The organism is Alcaligenes faecalis (genome assembly GCF_009497775.1).
GTDB classification, from domain to species: Bacteria; Pseudomonadota; Gammaproteobacteria; order Burkholderiales; family Burkholderiaceae_B; genus Alcaligenes; species Alcaligenes faecalis_D.
This window is the reverse complement of the sequence record NZ_CP031012.1, coordinates 1,447,543-1,468,586: the sequence shown is the minus strand read 5'-3', so window position 1 is coordinate 1,468,586 and position 21,044 is coordinate 1,447,543. Positions and strand designations below refer to the sequence as shown.

The 21,044-nt window shown below is 56.0% G+C and carries 18 protein-coding genes and 1 riboswitch; of the genes, 6 read left to right on the top strand and 12 right to left on the bottom strand.

The genetic code is table 11. The features are described 5' to 3' along the window. Positions 1-27 precede the first annotated feature (27 nt). Complete coding sequence (locus DUD43_RS06755; RefSeq protein WP_153229657.1) at positions 28-972, bottom strand: rhodanese-like domain-containing protein; 945 nt, start codon at positions 970-972, stop codon at positions 28-30. Between the two features lie 288 nt (positions 973-1,260). Continuing rightward, positions 1,261-1,350: riboswitch (glycine riboswitch) on the top strand. Between the two features lie 378 nt (positions 1,351-1,728). Between DUD43_RS06755 and DUD43_RS06750 the strand changes: the two genes are divergently transcribed. The 4 genes from DUD43_RS06750 (at position 1,729) to dctP (DUD43_RS06735) (ending at position 6,448) form a co-directional block, all read left to right on the top strand. After that, positions 1,729-3,135, top strand: a complete 1,407-nt coding sequence (locus DUD43_RS06750; protein WP_042489114.1) for an amino acid permease — start codon at positions 1,729-1,731, stop codon at positions 3,133-3,135. A 384-nt stretch (positions 3,136-3,519) separates the two neighbouring features. Beyond that, a complete protein-coding gene (locus DUD43_RS06745) occupies positions 3,520-4,020 on the top strand; it encodes a TRAP transporter small permease subunit (RefSeq protein ID WP_153229656.1) in 501 nt (166 codons plus the stop codon). Then, positions 4,010-5,332 carry a TRAP transporter large permease gene (locus DUD43_RS06740; protein WP_153229655.1) on the top strand — a complete coding sequence of 441 codons (1,323 nt, stop codon included), beginning with the start codon at positions 4,010-4,012 and terminating at the stop codon, positions 5,330-5,332. The genes DUD43_RS06745 and DUD43_RS06740 overlap by 11 nt, the downstream gene beginning before the upstream one ends. Before the next feature lie 18 nt (positions 5,333-5,350). Further along, positions 5,351-6,448, top strand: a complete 1,098-nt coding sequence (gene dctP / locus DUD43_RS06735; protein ID WP_086060773.1) for a TRAP transporter substrate-binding protein DctP — start codon at positions 5,351-5,353, stop codon at positions 6,446-6,448. A 95-nt stretch (positions 6,449-6,543) separates the two neighbouring features. On the opposite strand, the gene DUD43_RS06730 is transcribed toward dctP (DUD43_RS06735), so the two are convergent. The 9 genes from DUD43_RS06730 to DUD43_RS06690 form a co-directional block, all read right to left on the bottom strand. Next, positions 6,544-7,566 carry a cytochrome-c peroxidase gene (locus DUD43_RS06730; protein ID WP_228125920.1) on the bottom strand — a complete coding sequence of 341 codons (1,023 nt, stop codon included), beginning with the start codon at positions 7,564-7,566 and terminating at the stop codon, positions 6,544-6,546. Between the two features lie 203 nt (positions 7,567-7,769). Further along, positions 7,770-10,487 (bottom strand): TonB-dependent receptor, encoded by a 2,718-nt coding sequence (locus DUD43_RS06725; RefSeq protein WP_153229653.1) that lies wholly within the window; start codon positions 10,485-10,487, stop codon positions 7,770-7,772. A 101-nt stretch (positions 10,488-10,588) separates the two neighbouring features. Beyond that, positions 10,589-11,533 (bottom strand): FecR family protein, encoded by a 945-nt coding sequence (locus DUD43_RS06720; protein ID WP_153229652.1) that lies wholly within the window; start codon positions 11,531-11,533, stop codon positions 10,589-10,591. Then, the gene (locus DUD43_RS06715) at positions 11,530-12,024 is read right to left on the bottom strand and encodes an RNA polymerase sigma factor (protein WP_026484514.1); all 495 of its coding nucleotides are present in this window, start codon (positions 12,022-12,024) and stop codon (positions 11,530-11,532) included. Before DUD43_RS06715 ends, DUD43_RS06720 begins: the two co-directional genes overlap by 4 nt. Before the next feature lie 147 nt (positions 12,025-12,171). Continuing rightward, entirely contained in the window at positions 12,172-12,516 is a 345-nt protein-coding gene (locus tag DUD43_RS06710) for a zinc ribbon domain-containing protein YjdM (protein WP_042489141.1), read from the bottom strand. A gap of 125 nt (positions 12,517-12,641) precedes the next feature. Continuing rightward, positions 12,642-13,922 carry a TRAP transporter large permease gene (locus tag DUD43_RS06705; RefSeq protein WP_153229651.1) on the bottom strand — a complete coding sequence of 427 codons (1,281 nt, stop codon included), beginning with the start codon at positions 13,920-13,922 and terminating at the stop codon, positions 12,642-12,644. Further along, positions 13,919-14,458 carry a TRAP transporter small permease gene (locus DUD43_RS06700; protein ID WP_153229650.1) on the bottom strand — a complete coding sequence of 180 codons (540 nt, stop codon included), beginning with the start codon at positions 14,456-14,458 and terminating at the stop codon, positions 13,919-13,921. Before DUD43_RS06700 ends, DUD43_RS06705 begins: the two co-directional genes overlap by 4 nt. An 18-nt stretch (positions 14,459-14,476) precedes the next feature. After that, on the bottom strand, positions 14,477-15,508 hold the full coding sequence (gene dctP, locus DUD43_RS06695) for a TRAP transporter substrate-binding protein DctP (RefSeq protein ID WP_153229649.1): 1,032 nt from the start codon (positions 15,506-15,508) through the stop codon (positions 14,477-14,479). A 44-nt stretch (positions 15,509-15,552) separates the two neighbouring features. Continuing rightward, positions 15,553-17,055, bottom strand: a complete 1,503-nt coding sequence (locus DUD43_RS06690; protein WP_153229648.1) for an amidase — start codon at positions 17,053-17,055, stop codon at positions 15,553-15,555. Positions 17,056-17,145: 90 nt separating this feature from the next. Here DUD43_RS06690 and DUD43_RS06685 point away from each other — a divergent pair, with 90 nt between their 5' ends. After that, entirely contained in the window at positions 17,146-17,850 is a 705-nt protein-coding gene (locus DUD43_RS06685; RefSeq protein ID WP_086068937.1) for an IclR family transcriptional regulator, read from the top strand. A gap of 71 nt (positions 17,851-17,921) precedes the next feature. On the opposite strand, the gene DUD43_RS06680 is transcribed toward DUD43_RS06685, so the two are convergent. Next, positions 17,922-19,130: a sensor domain-containing diguanylate cyclase gene (locus DUD43_RS06680; protein ID WP_153229647.1), complete on the bottom strand. Its 1,209-nt coding sequence runs from the start codon at positions 19,128-19,130 to the stop codon at positions 17,922-17,924. A 125-nt stretch (positions 19,131-19,255) separates the two neighbouring features. After that, on the bottom strand, positions 19,256-20,188 hold the full coding sequence (locus DUD43_RS06675; protein ID WP_153229646.1) for a LysR substrate-binding domain-containing protein: 933 nt from the start codon (positions 20,186-20,188) through the stop codon (positions 19,256-19,258). 103 nt (positions 20,189-20,291) lie between these two features. Between DUD43_RS06675 and DUD43_RS06670 the strand changes: the two genes are divergently transcribed. Further along, positions 20,292-20,996, top strand: a complete 705-nt coding sequence (locus tag DUD43_RS06670) for an SDR family oxidoreductase (protein ID WP_153229645.1) — start codon at positions 20,292-20,294, stop codon at positions 20,994-20,996. The last annotated feature ends 48 nt before the right edge of the window (positions 20,997-21,044 follow it).

The window sequence follows — 21,044 nt, the reverse complement described above, 5'->3', positions numbered from 1 at the left end:
ACATCAAACCATGTCTGCCATTTTCCTTTACAGGGCCGCTTCGGGCTGATCGGGGCCGCGCTGTATATCAAAACCGGCGGCCCGCCAGGCCTCCAGTCCGCCTTCCAAAGGACGCACCCGGCTATAGCCACTTTGCAGCAAACGCTTGGACACCAGGGCCGCGGATACCTCGTTGGGACAATCGCAATACACAATAATTTCCCCGTCGGTAATCAGGTTCAAGGTGGCCTCGCCCAAGGCCAGACTGATCGCCCCCGGAATGCGTCCTTGCGCCTGAATCAGGGTGGAGCGCACATCCACAATCGTGGGGGGCGATTCCGAAGACAGCATCTGATGCAGCTCCTGCACGCTGACACGTTCCATGCACAAGGACTTGATGAAGCGATGACGCTGCCACCATTTCTTGGCAATGAACACGGCCAAGGCCAGCGCCAGCAGAATTCCGCCCACCACACCCAGGCTGACCAGCACATTCAAAAGCTCATCCACCGCCGAGCTGAACAAGGAACCCAGAAAGACGGCAGATCCCGCCCAGACCGCAGCCCCGATGATGTCGTAAAACAGGAAGCTTCTTCTGGGTGTACCCACCGTACCGGCCAGCACACTGGCAATCGAGGCAAAGCCCGGAACGAACTTGGCCACCATCAAGGACGGTGCACCCCAACGCATGTAAATGGATTCAGTCTGACGAATACAGGAATCCGGCGACAGAGAAATCTTGCACAACAAGGCCAGCAGCCTGCCACCATAGCGTCGCCCGGCCAGATACCAGCCGTAATCCGCAATCATCGCGCCCAGTACGGCAAAACCCAGCAAGTTCCACAAGCTGTAGCCGCCCGACTCATGCAAGGCACCCGTTACCACCAGCACCGGATAGGCAGGAATGGGCGCGCCCGCCTGCTCCACCAGGACATTGAAAAACACGATCAACAGACCGTGTTGCTCGATAAGTTGCAGAATCGATTCGACCATATCGCAGGGTACAAAAATTGCCAGACAGCCGATATTGTAGGCTGGTACCCGCCGATTTCTGTTTCAACGCTCAAGCATCCCGGAATAGCTACCATGCCAAAAACATTGCCCCTTCACAGGCGCTGGGCGGGAACCGGCGCCACCGCTTTCATCACGCGCATCGGCTCCCCCTACGCTGACTCTCCAGCCACAAAAGCGCTCAACAAACAAGAACTATTCTCATTAAAAGCCTACAGGTTAACGCTAGTAGTCATCGCTTTTTGCCTGTCTATACAATAGCGGCGTCAATAACGGTTCAGGTGAGAGTCTTCACTTTGATGAAGCGCCGACGGAGCAACGACCCCGGAATCTCTCAGGCAAAAGAATCTTGAACCCTTGACGTTCTGGAGAGAGGCACATCAGTGCCCACCGAAGGGGACCATCGCCCGCCGATGGATAAGCTCTCAGGTAAACGGACAGAGGGGGTACAGAGGCCAGATGGCCTGTGTTCACCTATTCGTCCGGAGCCTATTTATGAGCAGATAGTCAGGTGCCTTTTCTGGCCGCCTGGCACACCACTACCCTATTCCCATATTTATTCGCACACAGGTCTGTTTTGACATTTCATGTCGTCAGAACAAGGAGGACTGCTGTGCGCTCCACATCATATTTAGATCGGCATCAAGAAAACCGTCCTTGAGGACGGGTTGTGCCCTTTGTTTTCTCGCAGCACAGTCATAATTACGCATTTGAACGAAAAAAAATTAGGAGAACAGTGTGTCTCAGCAACATTCATCTGGACTGCAGCGCTCGTTGAAAAACCGGCACCTGCAACTGATAGCAATTGGAGGCGCTATCGGTACAGGGCTATTTATGGGATCAGGCCGCACCATTAGCCTGGCCGGACCCTCGGTCTTGTTTACGTACATGATCATCGGGTTCTTTTTATTTTTTGTTATGCGGGCGATGGGGGAATTGCTCCTGCATAACCTGGAATACAAATCTTTTGTGGATTTCTCCGCCGATATTCTCGGGCCCACCATGGGCTACTTTCTGGGCTGGAGTTATTGGTTCTGCTGGGTAGTGATTGGTATTGCGGATATTGTCGCCATTACCGGCTATACCCAATTCTGGTGGCCGGACATTCCGCTCTGGTTACCCGGCCTGGCATGCATTGCCTTCTTGCTGATCTTTAACCTGCTGTCGGCCAAATTGTTTGGCGAGCTGGAGTTCTGGTTTGCTCTGGTCAAGATCATCGCCATTGTGGCCCTGATTGGTGTGGGTGCTTACTTGCTGTTCACCGGCTTTGTCGGCCCGACCGGCGAAAAAGCCAGCCTGACCCACTTGTGGGATCGCGGTGGCATGTTCCCCAATGGCCTGCATGGTTTCTTTGCCGCCTTCCAGATCGCCATCTTTGCTTTCGTGGGGATTGAGCTGGTGGGTACGGCTTCTGCTGAAACAGCGGACCCTGCCAAGAACCTGCCCAAAGCCATCAACAAGATTCCCGTTCGCGTGATTGTGTTTTACGTGCTGGCACTTACCGCCATCATGACCGTCACCCCCTGGGATATTGTTGCGCCCAACAAGAGCCCGTTTGTAAATATGTTCTTGCTGATTGGCGTGGGTGCCGCTGCAGCCATCATCAACTTCGTGGTGCTGACCTCGGCCCTGTCGTCCGCCAATAGCGGCATGTTCTCGACTGGCCGCATGTTGTACGGTCTGTCCAAGAACAAGCTGGCTCCCGAAGCATTCAGCCAGTTGTCGCGTAACGGCACCCCCCGTAATGGTCTGATCTATTCTTGCGCCCTTTTGCTGTCCAGCCTGTTCCTGCTTTACGCAGAAGGCGACGTGATGCGTGTGTTCACCATCGTGACCACCGTGGCCAGCATCTGCTTTATCTTTGTCTGGGCTGTAATTCTGATCACCTACCTGAAGTACCGTCGCATTCGCCCCGAGGCCCATGCCGCATCGAGCTACAAAATGCCCTTTGCGATTCCCATGTGCTACCTGACCCTGGCTTTCTTTGCCTTTGCGCTGTACTTGTTCAGCCAGGAAGAAGAAACCCTGATCGGTCTGATCGCCACGCCATTCTGGTTCCTGGCCCTGTTCATTTGCCTGCCTTTCTACAAGAAACGCATGAAGCAGGATCTGGCCCTGGGCCTGGCGGCGCAAAGCGTACGCTAAGTTGTGATGGGCACAATACGGCTCTACCAAGAACCGTGTTGTAGCAGTCGGGTCTGGCCTCGTTCTACAAAACCTGGCTGGCACACACTGGCAACACTTCAACTCGCTGTCCTTGGGCAGCAGAACTGGAACGAGGCTGGAGCCCGACTGCAAAAAGCCACCCAAGCGGGTGGCTTTTTTAATGCAGATTGCTCAACCGAAAATCAGGCTTTCAACTCCTTCCCCAGCACGATTCCCCAAGAGAATCACACTTATTTACGCCTTATTACCCTAATTTATTCATTTCAGGTTGACGTAAGGGTAAACCCAAGTTGTGACCGTCCCGATCTTGCTCATAGACTAAAACAGAGATGTCGCCCATAAAAACGAACATAAGGGACAAGCATGGTTTTGCGTCTAATCGACTCAACGAATGAATGGATAGGGAGGCTCATCTCCTTTATCGCCATTATTTTCTCCACCATCATTATTTACGAAGTGTTCATGCGCTACGTGATGAATCAGCCCACTCGCTGGACTTTTGACGTCACCAAGCAGCTGTATGGGTTTTACTTTCTGATGCTGGGTGCCTACGCGCTTAAACACCAGGCCCATGTCCGGGTGGATCTGCTAATCAACCGCTTTCCCCCCACTGTCCGCAAATGGACCGAGATTGCGGGCTATCTGATTTTCTTCTTCCCCTTTGCCTGGGTATTTCTGACTCGCAGCTACGATTTCGCCATGCGCTCCTTAGCTCAAGGTGAAACCACCTACGGCGCGGTGCAATTGCCCGTTTATCCCTTGAAGATGTCCATGGTTCTTGCCGCTGCACTACTGCTGTTGCAAGGCATTGCTGAAGTCGTCCGTTTGCTGATTCAGAAGGAAGCCCCCCGCCATGACGCCTGAACTGATTGCATTGGTGATGGGTGGCCTGCTGTTGCTGGGGCTGTTCATGGGCCATCCCTTGGCCTTTGTTCTGGGCAGCACAGCCGTTATCGGTGCGCTGGTCGCGGGCAAGCCCATGGTGCTGGGCATTGTGGTCAACCGCATTTACGGCGATGTCCTGGACAACTACACGCTGATCGCCATCCCCTTGTTCATCCTGATGGCGCGCTTTTTGTCTGACTCCGAAGTAACCGACAAAATGTTCGAGGCCTTGCGCCTGCTCATGTCGCGCGTTCGTGGCGGGCTGGCGCTGGCGGTGGTGTTCATCTCCATTCTGCTGGCCGCCACCACCGGCATTATCGGTGCTTCCATTACGGTCACCGGCATGATGGCCTTGCGCCCCATGCTGCGATACGGCTACTGCCCCAAGCTCACCACAGGGGTGATTGCAGCCTCGGGCTGTCTGGGGATTCTGATCCCACCATCCATCATGCTGATTCTGATGGCCAGCTACTCCCCGCTGTCTATCGGTGAGTTGTTTGCCGGCGCGCTGATTCCCGGCGTACTGCTGGGCCTGCTCTATGCCGTGTGGGTCGTGTTTATTGCCTGGCGTCACCCAGAACGCGCCCCGTCCGTGGAACCCGATGAAAAGATCTCCCGGCCCGCCTTGATCCGCATGCTGCTGGTGGAAGCCGTGCCCCCCATCTTTCTGATTCTGGGCATTCTGGGTTCCATGCTGGCCGGTATTGCAACGGCCACCGAAGCCTCGGCCATTGGGGTATTGCTGTCCCTGCTGATCGTTATTTTCCGGGGCAAATTCAAATGGTCCATTTTCCTGAATGCGCTTTACGAAACAGGCCGTACTTCCTCCATGATTTTATTTATCGTGGTAGGTGCAACCGCCTTTACTGGCGTCTTTAATATCACCGGCGGTTTAGGCGCAGCACAAGACCTGATGCGTGGCCTGGATATGGAGCCCTGGCTGCTTATTGTGGTCATGCTGCTGATTATTTTTGTACTGGGCTGCTTTCTGGACTGGACCGGTATTGTCCTCTTGTCCTTCCCGATTCTCTTGCCGATTGTGCAGGAAATGGGCATCAGCCTGCTCTGGTTTGTCATTCTGGTCGCCGTTGTTCTGCAAACCTCTTTCCTGACCCCGCCCTTTGGTTACGCCCTTTTCTATTTGCGGGCCATCACGCCTAAATCTGTGAAGACCATGGAGATCATCAGCGGGGTGGTTCCATTCATTGGCCTGATTATTTTGATGTGCATCTTGCTGGCCATTTTCCCTGGCCTGGCCACTTGGCTACCCACCGTCCTGTACGGAACTTAAATAAAACAAGGAGACACCATGAAGCTAACAAAGAAGGCACTCTTCGCCTTGACCGGCTTTGCCCTGCTGAGCATGAGCGGCCTGAGCCAGGCAGCACAAAAGTGGACCATGACCAGTACCTGGCCCGCCTCCATCGAGCTGGTTGAACTGGACAAGAAGTGGGTGGAGCTGGCCAACAAGCTGGTCGGTGACGAGCTGAAAATCGAATTCTACGAAGGTGGCGCCCTGGTGCCGACTGGCGAAGTATTCAGCGCGGTCGAATCCGGCACCATCCAGGCCGGGGCCGACTGGCCGGGCTACTGGGCCGGCCGCAACCCGGCTTTCTCCCCTTTAGGAACACACTCCAGCCTGTTCAACGCGGTTGACTACGCAAACTGGATCAAGGAATGGGGTGGCGCCGAACTTTATAACGAGATCTACGGCAAGTACGGCATGGTGTACCTCCCCTACGCCATCACCAATAACGAATCCGGCTTCCATACCAATGTGCCGATTCGCAACCTGGAAGAAATCAAGGGCAAGCGCCTGCGTCTCTCTGGTCTGGAACAAGGCAAGGTGCTTGAAAAAATTGGTGGCACGCAGGTGTCCATGGCGGGTCAGGAGCTGTATCAATCGCTTGAGCGTGGCGTGATCGAGGGAGCCGAGTTCTCCACTCCGAACGTGGACGTTTCTGCCGGGCTGCATCAGGTCACCAAGCACTGGACCACGCCGGGTTGGCACCAGTCCGCTTCCGTGTTTGGCGTCATGATCAATAAAACCGCCTGGGATGCACTCAGTGATTCGGCCAAGGAGAAACTGCAAATTGCCGCCGACGCCACTATGATGTGGTCCATCGCTTTTACAGAGAAAAAAGCGACGGAAGGTCTGCGCACCTTTCAGAAAGCTGGCGTGGAAATCCACCGCATGGATGATGAAAGCCTGAAGACCATTCAGCAAGTCACCAACGAGGTGATGATTTCCATGGCCTGCAGCAACCCCGATGCTGCCAAGGTATATGCCAGCCAGATGGAGTATCTGCACGACTACAAGGACTGGCGCGAGACCTCCATGCCCTTTAACCTGGGACGTCCTATTGAGGGCCCAGATCTGGAAAAAATCAAAGCCTGCCTGAAGTAAAGCGGCACTCACTCCGTTAAAATTAAAAACGATAGTGGTTCCGCCACTATCGTTTTTTTATGCGCCAAGCCATCAGGTCTGAACCGCTGTAATCGCTACAAGACTCGTAAAAAGGCCAGCAAAGCCTGGATTTCCTCATCACTCAAGTGCAGTTCCCGGATCCGTTCCGATTTGCGCGGCACCAAAGGGCCGGTTTCTTTAGGGGCCGGCCCCATCGCCACATCGTACATGCGCAGCAAGCCATCCAGACTGGGGAATAAGCCGTTGTGCATCCAGGGGCCAGCCTTGGCAACATTGCGCAGGCTGGGAGTGCGGAACAGCCCCAGATCAGCGGGGTTTCGGGTCCACTCGAATCGCCCCAGATCCTGCAAGCGGCGTCCGTAAAAAGACAGACCGATATTATGAAAATCGTTGTCCGTCAGCATGGGACCGTTATGGCAATTCATGCAGCGCGCCTTGGTACGGAACAGGTGCAGGCCGATCAGCTCCTGGTCATTCAAGGCAGCCGTATCCCCGGCGATAAAGTCATCAAAGCGCGTTGTTGGCGGGCGGATAGTGACGACATAGGCGGCCAAGGCTCGGGCCAGTCGCTCAGCGTCGATGGGGTTGGATGAGGATGCGCCAAAGGCTTGTTGAAATGCCTCTCGATAGTCCCCTGACTCCTGCAAGCGCGGAATCAAGTCGCTCAAGGCATGGTTCATCTCTACCGGATTTTCTATGGGGCCAACGACTTGCTCCTGCAAGGTTCGTGCACGGCCATCCCAGAACAGATCTTGGGCGAAAGGCGCAGCAAACAAGGGCGGAGTACGGCGCTTGCCCATCAAACCATCCTCCCCTACCGCTGACGCCTTGCCATCGGTAAAGGACTTGTCGGGCTGATGACAGGACGCACAGGAGATCTGTTTTTTACGCGACAGCTGCTTGTCAAAAAACAGTCGGGCGCCCAAGGAGACGATCTGCGTATTCCTGGCATCCTCCGCCGCCTCGGGCTGGGCGCTGGAGCCCGGCCCAGGCACGGGCCCCCATTCTTGCCAGGACTGCCCCGGATCAATGGTGGGCGCAGGCCATTGAGCGGGGACATTTTTATAGAGGGTACGTAGACACCTGGCCTCAAGCATGTCCTTAGCTCCACAGGATGGCTCTGTTGCCTCCAAAGCGAAAGGCCCCGTAGTGACCACAGGAGCAGCAACAGAAGCAGAAGCTACACCTGAGCCAAGCTTCTGGTCCGCTCCTGTCTCCAATCCCCCCACCGCGCAAGCTGCCTCTGCCAGCACTGTTGTCAGTGCCGCCATCAGCAAACTTGCGCCAGCTCGCCCCCTTTTTAATATCGATAGGAAGCGCGCAGCCACAACTCTCGTCCTGTGCGATAAAGGTTCGGATTCAGCACGGAGGTCGGTGTCGAGACCACCACGGGTGCTTGCTTGTCCAGCACGTTCAGCACATCCAGCCCCAGGCCCAGACCTTTAAGCATGGCTGGCTCCCAGTCCAGACGCATATCCCAGGTCCAGTAGGAACCAACCCGACCGGACTCGTACTTCTCCAAGCCATCGCCCCTATTCAGACCCACATAGTGCACATCCATGCGGGCGCTGTTCCAATTGATCCGGTTGTTCATCTGCAAGCCATAACGCGCCCACATGCCGGTCACACCAGCGCTGACTCGCCAAGGCAGGTTGTAGTCCCCCACTGGACGATCACCACGGCGTATCAGGTCGCCGTTGTAATAGATGTTCTCCTCCTGTGCCTCCGCCTCGCCGTCGTAGCCGTCGGCCAGCTTGTTGTTCCGCTTGCTGTGCTGATAGGTCACATCCACCCGCGCCGTCCACAAGCTCTCGCCCAAGGTCCAGGGAGCCGTGTTTTTCAAACTCAAGGTAATGGCATCGGTTTTGGACTTGCCATTATTGGTGTAGGTGTAGCCCGTCTTCGCCAGCCCTTCGATAGAGACTTGTTGACGACCATAGCGGCGCACATAAGCCAGCTCGGCAGCCACCGTGCTCGACAACTGCTGTTGCAAGCGCAAGGCCCACTCGTCGTCATACGGGGTTTTCAGGCCATCCAGCTTGTAGGCCGTATGCGAAGGACGGTCTACCGGATTGCCGCCCGTCACCAGCAAGGTGTGCAGTTGACTCTTGCGTTCGCGCATGGCGATGCCAAGAATATCCATGCCGTAATAGCGCGACCAGCCACCCGACAGACGGGTTTCACCCGTTCCCAGCACATCCCATTCCAGCAAGGTACGAGGGGCCAGATTGGTGTTGCCAAAGTAGTTGTCCCTATCCATACGCAAGCCCGTAGTCAGGGCCAGACGCTGCCAGGACATGCGATCCGATACGTAAATGGACGCATTGGTATAGCTGACGCCCACCTCGCCAGCACGGTAATAGTTCAAGGTCTGGATCTTGTCTGGCTGCCCATTGCTGAAGTGACGGGTATTACCACCATAGGCGTCCTGGTCACGGACAAACTCTCCCTTGGTATGAGCCAGCTCGAAACCCACATAAGGTGTATGTTCGATTGCCCCCGTCTGGAAAGGCTTGAACTCCAGTCGGGACTTCAAGGTCAGGTTACGTTGCTCGGTAGACTCCTGCCCGAAACCGCCGCTGATATAGGTGTAGTCGGGTCGGCCATCGGGTTGAAACACCATATTGACCATATATTCCGTGCCGTCGGAATTACGGTAGCTGTTCATCTGGTCGTAACCCAACTGCACCCTCCCCTGCCCCCAACCAAAGTCATGGTTCAGGTCAAAGCCCAGACCATAGGCTTTTTGTTGATGCTGCCACTGCACCCGATTGGCCAGGATGCCGGAATCCACCAGATCCTCGCGCCGATCCGCGTACTTGAAGGTCAAGGCAGAGTCCGTGCTGGCACTCCAACGGGTATGGACTTTGGCGAACACATTATCGACACGGTCTTTGGAGTTCGTATTCACATCGGTGAACTCCTTCTCGTGCATGACGCGCATGGTGCGATCAATGCTGGATTCACGCCGGGACACATTGATCAAGGCCGCGGTATTGTCGGTAATGCCCACATCCAGCATGGCGGACGAAAAACGCTTGGTCCAGGCAGGGGTAAAACCCGGCTCGCCTGCCCCGAACTTTTTCTTCTGCTCTTCTGGCACAGTCTGGGAGGTCAGCCCGGAGGAGTTGTAGCTGAAGTCCGCGCGGAAGCTGTTATCGCCCTTGGGATCACGCACCTTGGCATCAACCACGCCCCCGGTGAAGCGGCCATATTCCACTGGAATGCTGCTATCGAGCACCGTCACGCTTTCCAGCATATTCGTGTCCAGGTTGTAGGCCTGGGCGTAGGCGGGCACATTGCCCACCTGCAAATTCAAATTGCGGCTGGCAGGATCAATCTGATTGGTGGAGCTGATGCCATCAATCTGGAACTGATTCTGGAAAGGGCTGGCCCCGTAGAAGCTGATATCTTCCAGCGCCAGAGAACCACGGTTGGCACTGGTTTTTGCGGCCTCGTTCTGACGCACAGCCGGGTTATCAGCCAGAAGGCTGGACAGATCACGATTACCCGCCGCGCGTTGATCCAGTTCCTCACGGGAATAGTTGCGTTCACCAACACGCTGGCCTTGTACACGGACGGGCTCCAGCACGGACAAGCCTTTGGCAACGGGGGCCGTCACAATCGTATAGCGCTGATCGCCCTGGGCTCTGGCCGCCAGTCCCCAAGGGGTCAACAAGGTATCCAAAGCTTGCTCAACGGTCAGTTCGCCCTGCAAGGCCACGGCTCGCTTTTCCCGAACCTGCCCCGGTGAAAACGCGATCTCCACCTGGGCCTGACGGCCAATCTGCAAGAGTGCATCAGCCAAGGGCTGCGACGCCATATTCAGCACCATAGGCCCGGCAGCGTATGCCTGCATGGGCTGTATCAGCAGCAAAACACTGGCCATCAATAAAGCCACTTTCCCCTGCTTAAAGCGCGAGCCTTGGGAAGAAGAAAGAGAGTCGGTTGCCACGCCGGGGCGAACTTGCCTGCGCAAGGCAAAAAGGGACGGCGTGTCCTGCAAAGCGCACTTCATGATTGAGCATCCTATGTAAATAACTACCCTCAGGACGCTGTGCTACCCCTCTCCCCTCACCCCTGATTGCCATCGTATTTTTTAATTGATAATAATTATCATTAGTAAATAACTATAATCCCCGGTAACTCCTTGATTTGCAAGCCTTGGCCGACAGTCAGCAAGTTCAGGGCAGCGGTTGGACGAGTCGCTTGCACCACACCGGACACTCGCGTTGACCCGGCTTGCTCGTTGCCAATCCAGATCACTCGGTGTGTGTATTCCCCCAACTGACGGGCCACTTCCCGCAGGCTGACATCATCAAAACTCAGCAAACCATTGGTCCAGGCCGGTGCCGCTTCCGCGTGTGTGGAAGCCGTAGACTGAGCCAACTGCGCCCGCAGTTGCCCGCCCGCTACCGTGGCGCTGTCCCCCGGCTGCAAGATCACTGGCTGGGAGGTATCACAAGACTGGCACTGGACCTGCACGGTATGTTCATACACCGCCACAGCGCTGACCTGATCCTTAAGGCTGACCTCGTAGCGCGTTCCCAAAGCCGTCGCCTGTGCCGGACCGGCCTGCACGGTGAACGGACCTGTCTGGGGCGAAACAGGCACCACCTGGAAGAAGGCACGCCCCGACTCCACGCTGACTTGTCGTTGGCCATTTTCAAAATTCAGACGCACACGAGTCTGCGCGTCCAGAATCGCCACTGAGCCGTCAGGCAGACTCAATTGAGTAATCTCCACCCCGCTGCGGATCGAGCCTTGCAGCTCAAACATCTGCCAGGCGTAAAAAGACGCCCCCATCAAGACACAGGCACTGGCCAGCGCTTTGACACGGGACTTTCTCTTTTTACGGGCGATGGGCAACACTGAAACCTGATCCAGTCGCCGCCAACTGGCCGCCAAGGCATCGTAGGTTTGAGCATGCAAAGGATCGGCTTCATACCAGGCGTCGAACTGGGCCAGGGTATCCGGCTCCAGCTTGGCGCCTTCTTTGCGCACCACCCAGCGGGCGGCGTCTTCGTCTACACGGCTCCAGGCCGAATCTGGCTGCGCGTTCATGCGGCGGAATTAAAGACTTGGTGCGCCACCAGCAAAATACGCATCATATGTTTCTCAACCGTGCTCTCGGATACCGACAACTTCTGGGCGATCTGCGCGTAGCTCATCTCTTCACAGCGATGCATCATGAAAATCCGCACACTACGTTGAGATTGAGCCATCAAGGCCTGCTCCAAACGCTGCAAGGTTTCCTTGGCCAGCACTTCCTCGTACGTATCCGGGGCATGGTGATGGGCGACACTCAAGGCGTAGCCATCGAAAGCAGCCTGCTCACGCGTTTGACGCCGATACCAGTCCGCCGCAATATTGGCGGCCACTCTGAACACATAAGCCCGGTGGTTGTCTGCCGTGACCTGCTTGCCCTTCTCCAGCAAGCGCAGCCAGGTGTCATGCGCGCAATCCTGCGCCAGTTCAGAGCAATGAGTACGCCTGCGCAGATAGCGGATCAAATCCGGGTAATGGGTCAGGAACGCCGCCGTCAGCTTGGACATAGAGAGACAATCAGGTGAGCATCTAATTAATAATCATTCTCATTATTATATACACCGATCACCCCTTCTCCGCTACAAAAAGCCGTGCGCAGAAAGCAAAAAGCGCAGCGTATCAACGCTGCGCTTTCAAATCCCAAGTCTGAATGCTTAGGCTTTCTTCAAGTACATGGCCTTCAGCAAGTAGCTGATGCCATCGATCTTGCAATCGACTTCATGGTCGCCACGAACCAGGCGTATGCCTTTGGCCTTGGCACCTTTCTTCAAGGTGCTGGAGCCTTTGACCTTCAAGTCGCGGATCAGAATCACATCATCGCCAGCGGCCAGCAAATTGCCATTGCTGTCTTTAACGATGAGCTCATCGCCATCGGTTTCAGACTCGGCGACCGGGTCCGCATCTTGCCATTCATAGCCACAATCGGCACATACCCATTGCTCCGTGTCATGGTAGGTATTTTCCAAGGTGCACTGAGGACAGGGAAGCGGTGTGCTCATATTTTTTTCCTGTAAAAAGCTGGGTGCTGCTGCACCAGAAGTGCGGCCAGTTTAGCCCTTTGCATCAGGAAGACCAAAAACACACAGGCCCTGCGGTTTAGGCAGGGCCTGTGATGGGAGCTTAATTACATCGTAGGCATCAGCAATTCTGGTAGCCAGGTGGACAGGATGGGAATGTAGGTGACCATGACCAGCAATACCAATAGGATCAGGAAGAACGGTGTCGTGCCGCGTATCACTTGCGACAAAGGCACTTTACCTATGTCCGACACCACAAACAGGTTCAGACCCAAAGGCGGGCTAAGCAGCGCAATCTCCATATTCACCACCACCAGCACACCAAAGTGAATAGGGTCGATTTGCAGCGGCTCCAGCAAAGGCAGCACCAGCGGCATCATGATCATCAGGACCGACAGCACTTCCAGGAACATGCCCAGGAACAGCAGAACCAGGTTCAGGAACAGCAGGAACTGCCAGCCCTTGATATCCCAGTCATGCAGTTGCCCCACCAGCTTGGCACCCAAACCGCTTTCGGTAATCCAGTGACCGAATGGCAAGGCCACCGCCACAATAATCATGATCACCGCGGCGTTACGCACACCCACTGCCAGCACCGCAAAAGTCTCTTTGACGGTAATGCCTTTGTAGACAAACAGCGCCAGAAAGTAAGCCACTACCGCCGAGACCGCTGCGGACTCGGACAGCGTCATGAAACCGCCGTACAAGCCACCCAGCACGATCAGGGGGATCAACAGGGTCGGCAAGGCCAGCAAGGTTTTATGCAGCTTTTCACCACGGCTGATGGTGCTGCTATCAATGGCGTAATTATTCTTGCGGCTGAACCAGATGATGTAGCCCGAGATCATCACAATCTGCAAAATCGCCGGGATGACGCCTGCCAGGAACAGGCGGGGAATCGACACATCCGCCAGCACACCGTAAATCACAAAGGCCAGCGACGGCGGAATCAGAATGCCCAAAGTCCCAGCCGATGCCACTACACCAGAAGCAAAGCCACCGGAGTAACCGCTACGCAGCATGGCGGGAATCAGGATGGTGCCCATGGCAATGGCCGTGGCCACCGAAGACCCGCACATGGTGGCGAACAAGGCACAGGCGGTAATCCCGACCAGACCCACGCCCCCACGAATCTGCCCCACCCAGGCCTGAGCCGCATCGACCAAGGCACGGGCAATACCCCCACGCTCCATGAACGTAGCGGCAATGACGAAGTACGGAACAGCCAGCAAGGGCACGGAGTTCAGCTCATCAATCAGGCGTTGTGCCAAGGACAGCAAAGCATCATCCTGATAGAACAGCACTACACCCGTCGTACCCAACGCCAAAAAGATAGGTGCACCGATAGCCAGCAAGGCCAGAAAACCCAGAAACACAATCCCGATCATGATTGCATCTCCTGGCCTGCCGGCGTGCGCAGGCAGCGGAACAAGAGGAGCAGATAGCGCAGGCTCATCAGGCTCATGCCTACCGGCAAGGCTGCGGTGTAAATCCACAGCGGAAAGCGCAAGCTGGTCGAGGACACATCACCGAACTCATAGGCTTCCATGGTGATCTGCACACCCAGGTAGCTCATCAACATGGAGAACAGCAGGCCCAGCACATAGGTAAATAGAAACGCCTTGTGCTTCAAGCTGGGCGACAAATAGTTCAGAACAATATCGGCCTTGATGTGCCGCCCTTGCGCCGTAATCACGCCCAGGGACAAGAACACGGCCCAGATAATCAGATACACCTGGATTTCATCACTGGCCGTAATGGCGTGACTGCTGCTGGTGTTGCGCAGGATGACGTTATACAAACAGACCAGTACAGCCAGTAGTCCCAGTAAACCCACGATCACATCTTCGACTCGCTGCAGCGCGGAGGGAGGCGTGGCCTCCCCCAAGGCTGGCGTGTCCTTATTGGTACAGGTATTGGACATGCTCACGCCTTTTTTGTTTTAGAAGTCCACGTTGGCCGCTTGGAGTTCTTGCTTGGCCAACTGCTCGGCCTCGGCGTCAATCTTCATGGCTTTGACCAACGCGTCCTGAGACTGGCTCAGCTTCTTGCGCGCTTCGGTACGGGCGGCTTCATCCGGGCTGAATGCCTGAATCCCGTTCTCCTGCAAGGTCTTGGCTGCATCCAGCTCGACTTGCTTGACCATATCGCGCTGCTCTTTCACCGCGACTTGCCAGGCTTCGGTAATCGCAGCCTGAACTTCAGGGCTTTGCTTTTTCCAGAAACGCTCGCTGACCAGAGGCACGTATTGCGCCATCATCTGGTAATCGTCAAAGCTGTATTTCAGGCCCGAGTCCCACAGCTTGGCAGTACGCACACCCTCGCGGCTGCTGGCAATGGCGTCGATGGCGCCTTGGCTCATGGCCATGGGCAAGTCGGAGAAAGGAATCATCACCGGCACACCGCCCAGCGCTTCGATACGGGCCGAGAAAGTCGTGCCACCCGAGTACTGGATTTTCATGCCTTGCAGTTGGTCGTAGGAACGGACTTCTTTACCTGTGGTGTAGAAATGGATGGAACCGGCATCCGCCCAGTTACCCAAGACTTTCACCTTCAAGCGGTCTTCAATTTTCTGGTTGACCAAGGCTCCCAGCTTGCCATCCATCAAACGGTGGGTGATCTCGGGGTCCACGCCGTAGAACATGGGCAAGGCCGTAACCGCCGCACTAGGTTCACTGCCTTCCAGCTGCCAGGTGCCGGGCAAGCCCATTTCAATCGCGCCCTGGCGCAAGGCTTTAGGCACATCACGGTCACGGAACAGCTGGGCGCTGGGGTAGACCTCGACCACCAACTGGTCCCCTACTCTTTTTTGCAGCTCGGCCACAAAGACTTCCACGCCTTTATTGCGCACGTGGTTGGGGTTGGTATCCAGAGAGATCCGGAATTTATCCGCTGCATGAGCAGCAGGCGCAAGCGTCAGGGCAAGGGCGAATAGCCCCGCGCAACGCAAAGGAGAAATGCGATGTGAAGACATGGTTTTTTTCCTGGTGGTAGAGGTAGTTTCTGCAGCGAATCGTTTTAGTTTTTACCGAACAAGGCATGCCCGGCGGCTTCCAGGCGTTGGGCAACGGCCAGCAAACGCCAGTCATCCCCCTGCTTGGCAATCAATTGCAGCCCGATAGGTGCGCCGTCCTGCGCCACGCCCCAAGGAATGGAGATGGCAGGCGAACCCGACAAGCTAAAAGGCATGGTCAGTTGCGTGACAGCCGTGTGCAGAGGGTAGGTTTTATGACCAATCTGCACTTGCGTCGCGCCGACTTTCGGAGCCGGACAACGCATGGTCGGACAAATCAGAATGTCGACCTGATCAAACAGGGCCTCGATGCGGGCATTGAATTCAGTACGCAGTTTTTGCGCGCGCAGATACCAGGGAGCAGGCAGAAAGTGCCCAATCTCCAGCCGGATACGGATTTCTTCACTGATCTGCTCGGGCTTTTCCTGAAGGCGGTCGGTGTAGGACGCAGTGGCCTCGGAAGTGATGATCATGAACTGCAAGGCGGCCGCCATATGGGCTTCGGGCAAGAGAATGTCCTGCACGCTGGCTTTGTCCTTTTCCAGACCCAGACAAGCCTGATCCAGTGCTTGCAGCACTTGAGACTCCAAAGGCTCCGCGAAATAGCCCCCCAAGCGACCCACGCGAATACCGTCCAGATTGTCTACTGCCCAGTCCGGCTCTTGCGGCAAATCCAGCAGCCCGGCATACACCAGAGCGCAGTCCTGCACGTACTTGGCAATGGGCCCCAGATGATCCAGGCTGGGCGCAACATCAATAGACCCGTCACGCGGCACGCTATCGTAGGTAGGCTTAAAACCCACCACGCCACAGCAAGCAGCAGGCAAACGGATAGACCCGCCCGTGTCAGTGCCCAAGGTAACGCGGCACACATCCGCAGCCACAATCGCGGCAGAACCACCGCTGGAACCGCCGGGAATGTGCTCAGGTGAAGCAGGATTGATCACACGGCCATAACGAGGATTGTTGCTGCTGGCCCCAAAAGCCATCTCGTGCTGATTGGCCATGCCAATCACCACGGCCCCCTTGGCACGCAAACGGGCCACGCTCAAGGCATCCTGCGTCACAGGCTCAACATCCCCCGAGGCGCTACCCGCCGTGACCGCAAACCCCGCAACCGCCGTCATGTCTTTAACCGCAATGGGCAGATTGTGCAGATACCCCGCCTGCCCGTTTGGCGCTGTCTGCGCCAAGGCGGTAAACAAGTGCAAGTCAGGATTCAGATCCTTGGCACGCTGCAAAGCCTGCTCCGGTTCAAGAGCAATGGCAGGCAAACTGAACTGCGCACGCGTTACTGTGCCCTGCGCGTCTTTGATCTGCGCGGGACGAGCCTGATAAGGCTGTGCCTTGCTGAGGGGCAATTGCAGAAAATGTTGGATTTCCGCTTCGTTAATTGCTAAACGTTGTACCCATTGCTCGGCGGTGGAAGGCTTGGTCAAAGGCTGTTGAATCCAGCCTGCGTACTGCTCAAATGTGTAGCGTAGGTCCGCCTGCGTTGTGCTGGCCATTGTTTTGTCCCCTGGGCAGTTTTTTGCCGTAGTTTCATCAGATGAAACTCGTGTATTATTTTCATAAAAATCTATCAGAGGAGTTGGGTGATGTCAAGAAAGGACAGTCCTGAACAAGCCGTACAAAAACAGTCTGCACCGGCTGGTGTCGCGGCTTTGGAACGCGGTCTATCAATCTTGCGCACCCTGGGGCAGCAAGAAGGGCTGAGCCTGACGGAAATCGCCCAGCGCAGTGATTTAAACAAGGCCACCGCCCTGCGATTGCTGCGGACCCTGGAGCAACAAGGCTTTGTGTGGCGGGATGGTCGGCAGCTGTATTACTTTGGTTATGCGCTGGCCGTCATCACCCGCAACCTGAGCATGGACAACTGGCTGGCCAGCAGCATGCAGCCGGAGCTGGATTGGCTGGCCAAACAAACCGGCGAGACGGCATCGTTTTTCAATTGCAGTGGCGAGCAGCGTTTGTGTGTGGCGGTCGCCATGGGATGGCGGGATGTGGGGCACCGTTTGTGTACGGGGGATACCCTGCCCATGACAGGCGCCAGCGGGCATGTGCTGACGGAGTTTAGCGATGGCCGCCCCAAGGATTATGAGTTCAAGGTTTTCCAGTCCCTGGGCGAGCGCGTGGCGGAACTGGCTGCTTTGGCGGTGCCGGTGTTCAGTGGCGACGGGAAATTGCTGGGGGCCTTGGGGCTGTCGGGGACACGAACACGGTTTCAAGAGGATGAGTACAGGCAGGAGCTCTGTGCGCACTTAGGAGCTTCTTTAAAACGCATACACAGCGCCGTGCCCTGAACTCCATGCAGGCCACATCCGGGGGATGTGGCCTGCTCCCTTGCCACAGTCTTACTACCCTCGTCCGGCTGTTATTCCACCAGAGCAGATTGAGGCATAGGAACCAAATCCCTACTACCCACGCCGGGAGCCCCTTCAACTCGATCCCGCCCCGCCGCCTTACCCTTGTATAGCGCCACATCCGCTTGCCGCAACGCGTCCTCCAAGCCTTGCGCACCATGAAACGCCGGTGAAATCCCAATCGTAATCGTGCAATGTAACGGCTGCTCCAGACCTGGCAGCTTGATCACTTCATTTTTCAGCCTGGTGCGCAAACGCTCGGCCAAACGCCAGACACCGACTTCATCGGTCTCCAGGCAAATAGCCACGAACTCCTCGCCCCCGATACGCCCGGTCAAATCCCCGCGACGCACCGTGGAAGACAAGAGGTCTGCAACATGGCAAATCACCCCATCCCCTGCCTGATGCCCATAGCTGTCGTTAATTTTCTTGAAATGGTCGATATCGATCAGCAGCAGATAAGCAGGGACCGCGCTGCGCGTATTGAAGTACAGGTGCAGCGCCTCCATCAAACCCCGACGATTGAACAGATTCGTCATAGGATCGCGCGCAGCCCGATTACGCAGATCATCCGTCAGCCGTCGCAGCACCAACCAGACAATCGAAGGCGGCACTATCGTCGCCAGCGTAGACATATAGATGTAGAAAACCAGTTGGAAACGGCTATCCATTTGCAGCGCATCCAAACCGCCATCCAAGATTTTCAGAAACTTGAGCGCGTTAAGAATGCAGATCCCGCCAATCAGCAAGGCGAAGAAAATCATCTCCCCGTGCAGGTCCTTGGCAAACGTGCGTACCCCATAAATAACCGTGATCGTCATCACCAAGAAAAGCAAAGACGCCATTGCCGCCAACATGGCATAACGGGCTGTCGGCCCCAGGCCCCACTGCACCATCCATTGCAGCAGACCATAGGCCACAAAAAACAGAATCAAGGGGCGCCACAACGGAACCGGCCGCCCAAAAAACCGCATGGCACCCAGCCAATAGGCAATGGGTGAGGCCAGCGTCAGGTTGTGATTGATGACACTCAGCAAGCTCCAGGCCGGGCCTCCCTCCAGCAGTTGCAGGATGTAGGCCAAGGCCAGCAAAAGATTACCTGCCGCAAAGAAATCCATCCCCATCCGGTTGTCAGGCAAGCGTCGGCTGATCAACAAGAACATGACTGAGAAGCACAAAAGATGTGCGCACAGCATGCCAACAAGAACGGAAGCGACCATAGAAAGAAGTAGAAAAAGAAAACGGAATTCCTGCGCCTGGCCACCGTCATCAAGCCAGTGAAGCATCAACAGGGGAAGAACGATTGTAAGTGTTTTTTACTGAATGCCTAAGTTCACTATTACGATCAACGATAAACCGGGCAGTCTCTAGCGCCTCCGGCTTCAAATCGCCGAGTAGCCAGATCTTGAGGCAACAACAGTCTATGCAGACACCAATCCCAAACAGCCTCAACAGACTCTCGGGCCGATACCGAGCGCTTGCGCACCAAGTAGAAATCCGCCCCCAAAGTCCCCGCCTCCGCCACCTGCACCAAGCGGCCTGTTGCCAGGTCTGTCGCCACAAAAGCCTTGCACGCCAACGCCACACCTTGACCCGCGATCGCCGCATCCAAAGCCAATGTTGTCTGATTAAATACCGCCCCCGGTAACTTGCCACTGGTTTTCAGAAACGTAGCCCAATGACCTTGCGCATCATGCAATAAGGGCAGAGAGCGTAACTGCTCCAACGACAAAGGAAGAGCGGCATTACCCACTAATTGGGGGCTGGCCACAGCCACTAAATCCTGACGAAACAGCAACTGTGCCTCCAGGTCCGCCGCAAACGGGGGGCGAGTAAGGCGTACAGCGATATCGACCTGATCACGCTCGAAGTCCGACAAGGCTTCGGTTGCTACCGTGCGCAACTCCACATCAGGCAACATCGCTTGCAAATCCCCCAGGCGAGGGATCAATAGTTTGGCAGCAACGGTAGGCGTCACACTGATCGTCACCGAATCGGGTCGCACCAACAAACGCCCTGTCGCCTCCGCCAGGGTATCGAAAGCACGAGTTACCTCGGCCAGATAGGCAGCGCCCGCCAAAGTCAGTTGCAAGCCACGCGGATGACGCTGAAACAGCGCCAGCCCCAGATGTTCTTCCAAGGCCCGGACTTGCTGGGCGACAGCACCTTGAGTCACACCCAGCTCATCCGCTGCGGCACGGAAACTCAAACGACGGCCAGACACTTCAAAAGCACGCAAGGCATTGAGCGGAGGCAAGGAGCGGCGAGATTTGGTCATATTCTGTCAGTAGTTTTTCTACACCCTTGAGGGCTTATTTATCGCATGATTTTTCTGCTTTAGGCTGAAATAATAGTACCAATCTCAACACACGGAGGCTCTCATGACTGTAGAAAAAGTAGCACTTATTAGCGCAGGCGGCTCGGGCATGGGCGCCGCAGCGGCCCGCAGGCTGGCTCAAGATGGCTACCGCGTCGCCATCCTGTCCTCCTCCGGCAAGGGCGAAGCCTTGGCAAAAGAGTTAAGCGGTATAGGTCTGACAGGATCGAATCAATCCAACGAGGACTTGCAGCGACTGGTGGACCTGACCATGCAACGCTGGGGGCGTATCGACGCCTTGGTCAGCTCCGCCGGACATGGCCCGCGAGGCCCGGTTCTGGAGATCAGCGACGAAGACTGGCACACAGGCATGGACGTCTACTTTCTGAATGCCGTACGTCCCGCACGACTGGTGGCCCCCATTATGGCCGCGCAAGGTGGCGGGGCTATTGTGAATATTTCTACAGCCTGGGCGTTTGAGCCTGCGGAGATGTTCCCTACTTCCGCCGTATTCCGCGCCGGGCTGGCCAGCTTCACCAAGATTTTTGCGGACAGCTATGCAGCCAAGAATGTACGCATGAACAACGTGCTGCCTGGCTGGATTGATAGCCTGCCTGCAACCGAAGAACGGCGAGAGAGCGTGCCTATGGGACGCTATGGCAAAGCCGAGGAAATTGCGGCGACGATTGCGTTCTTGTTGTCGGATGGAGCTGGCTACATTACGGGCCAGAACATCAAGGTGGATGGTGGGCTGACCCGGTCGGTGTGAGCTAGCTAAATCTGCTTAGGCTGCGGTGCTCACGCCAAATAAAGGGGG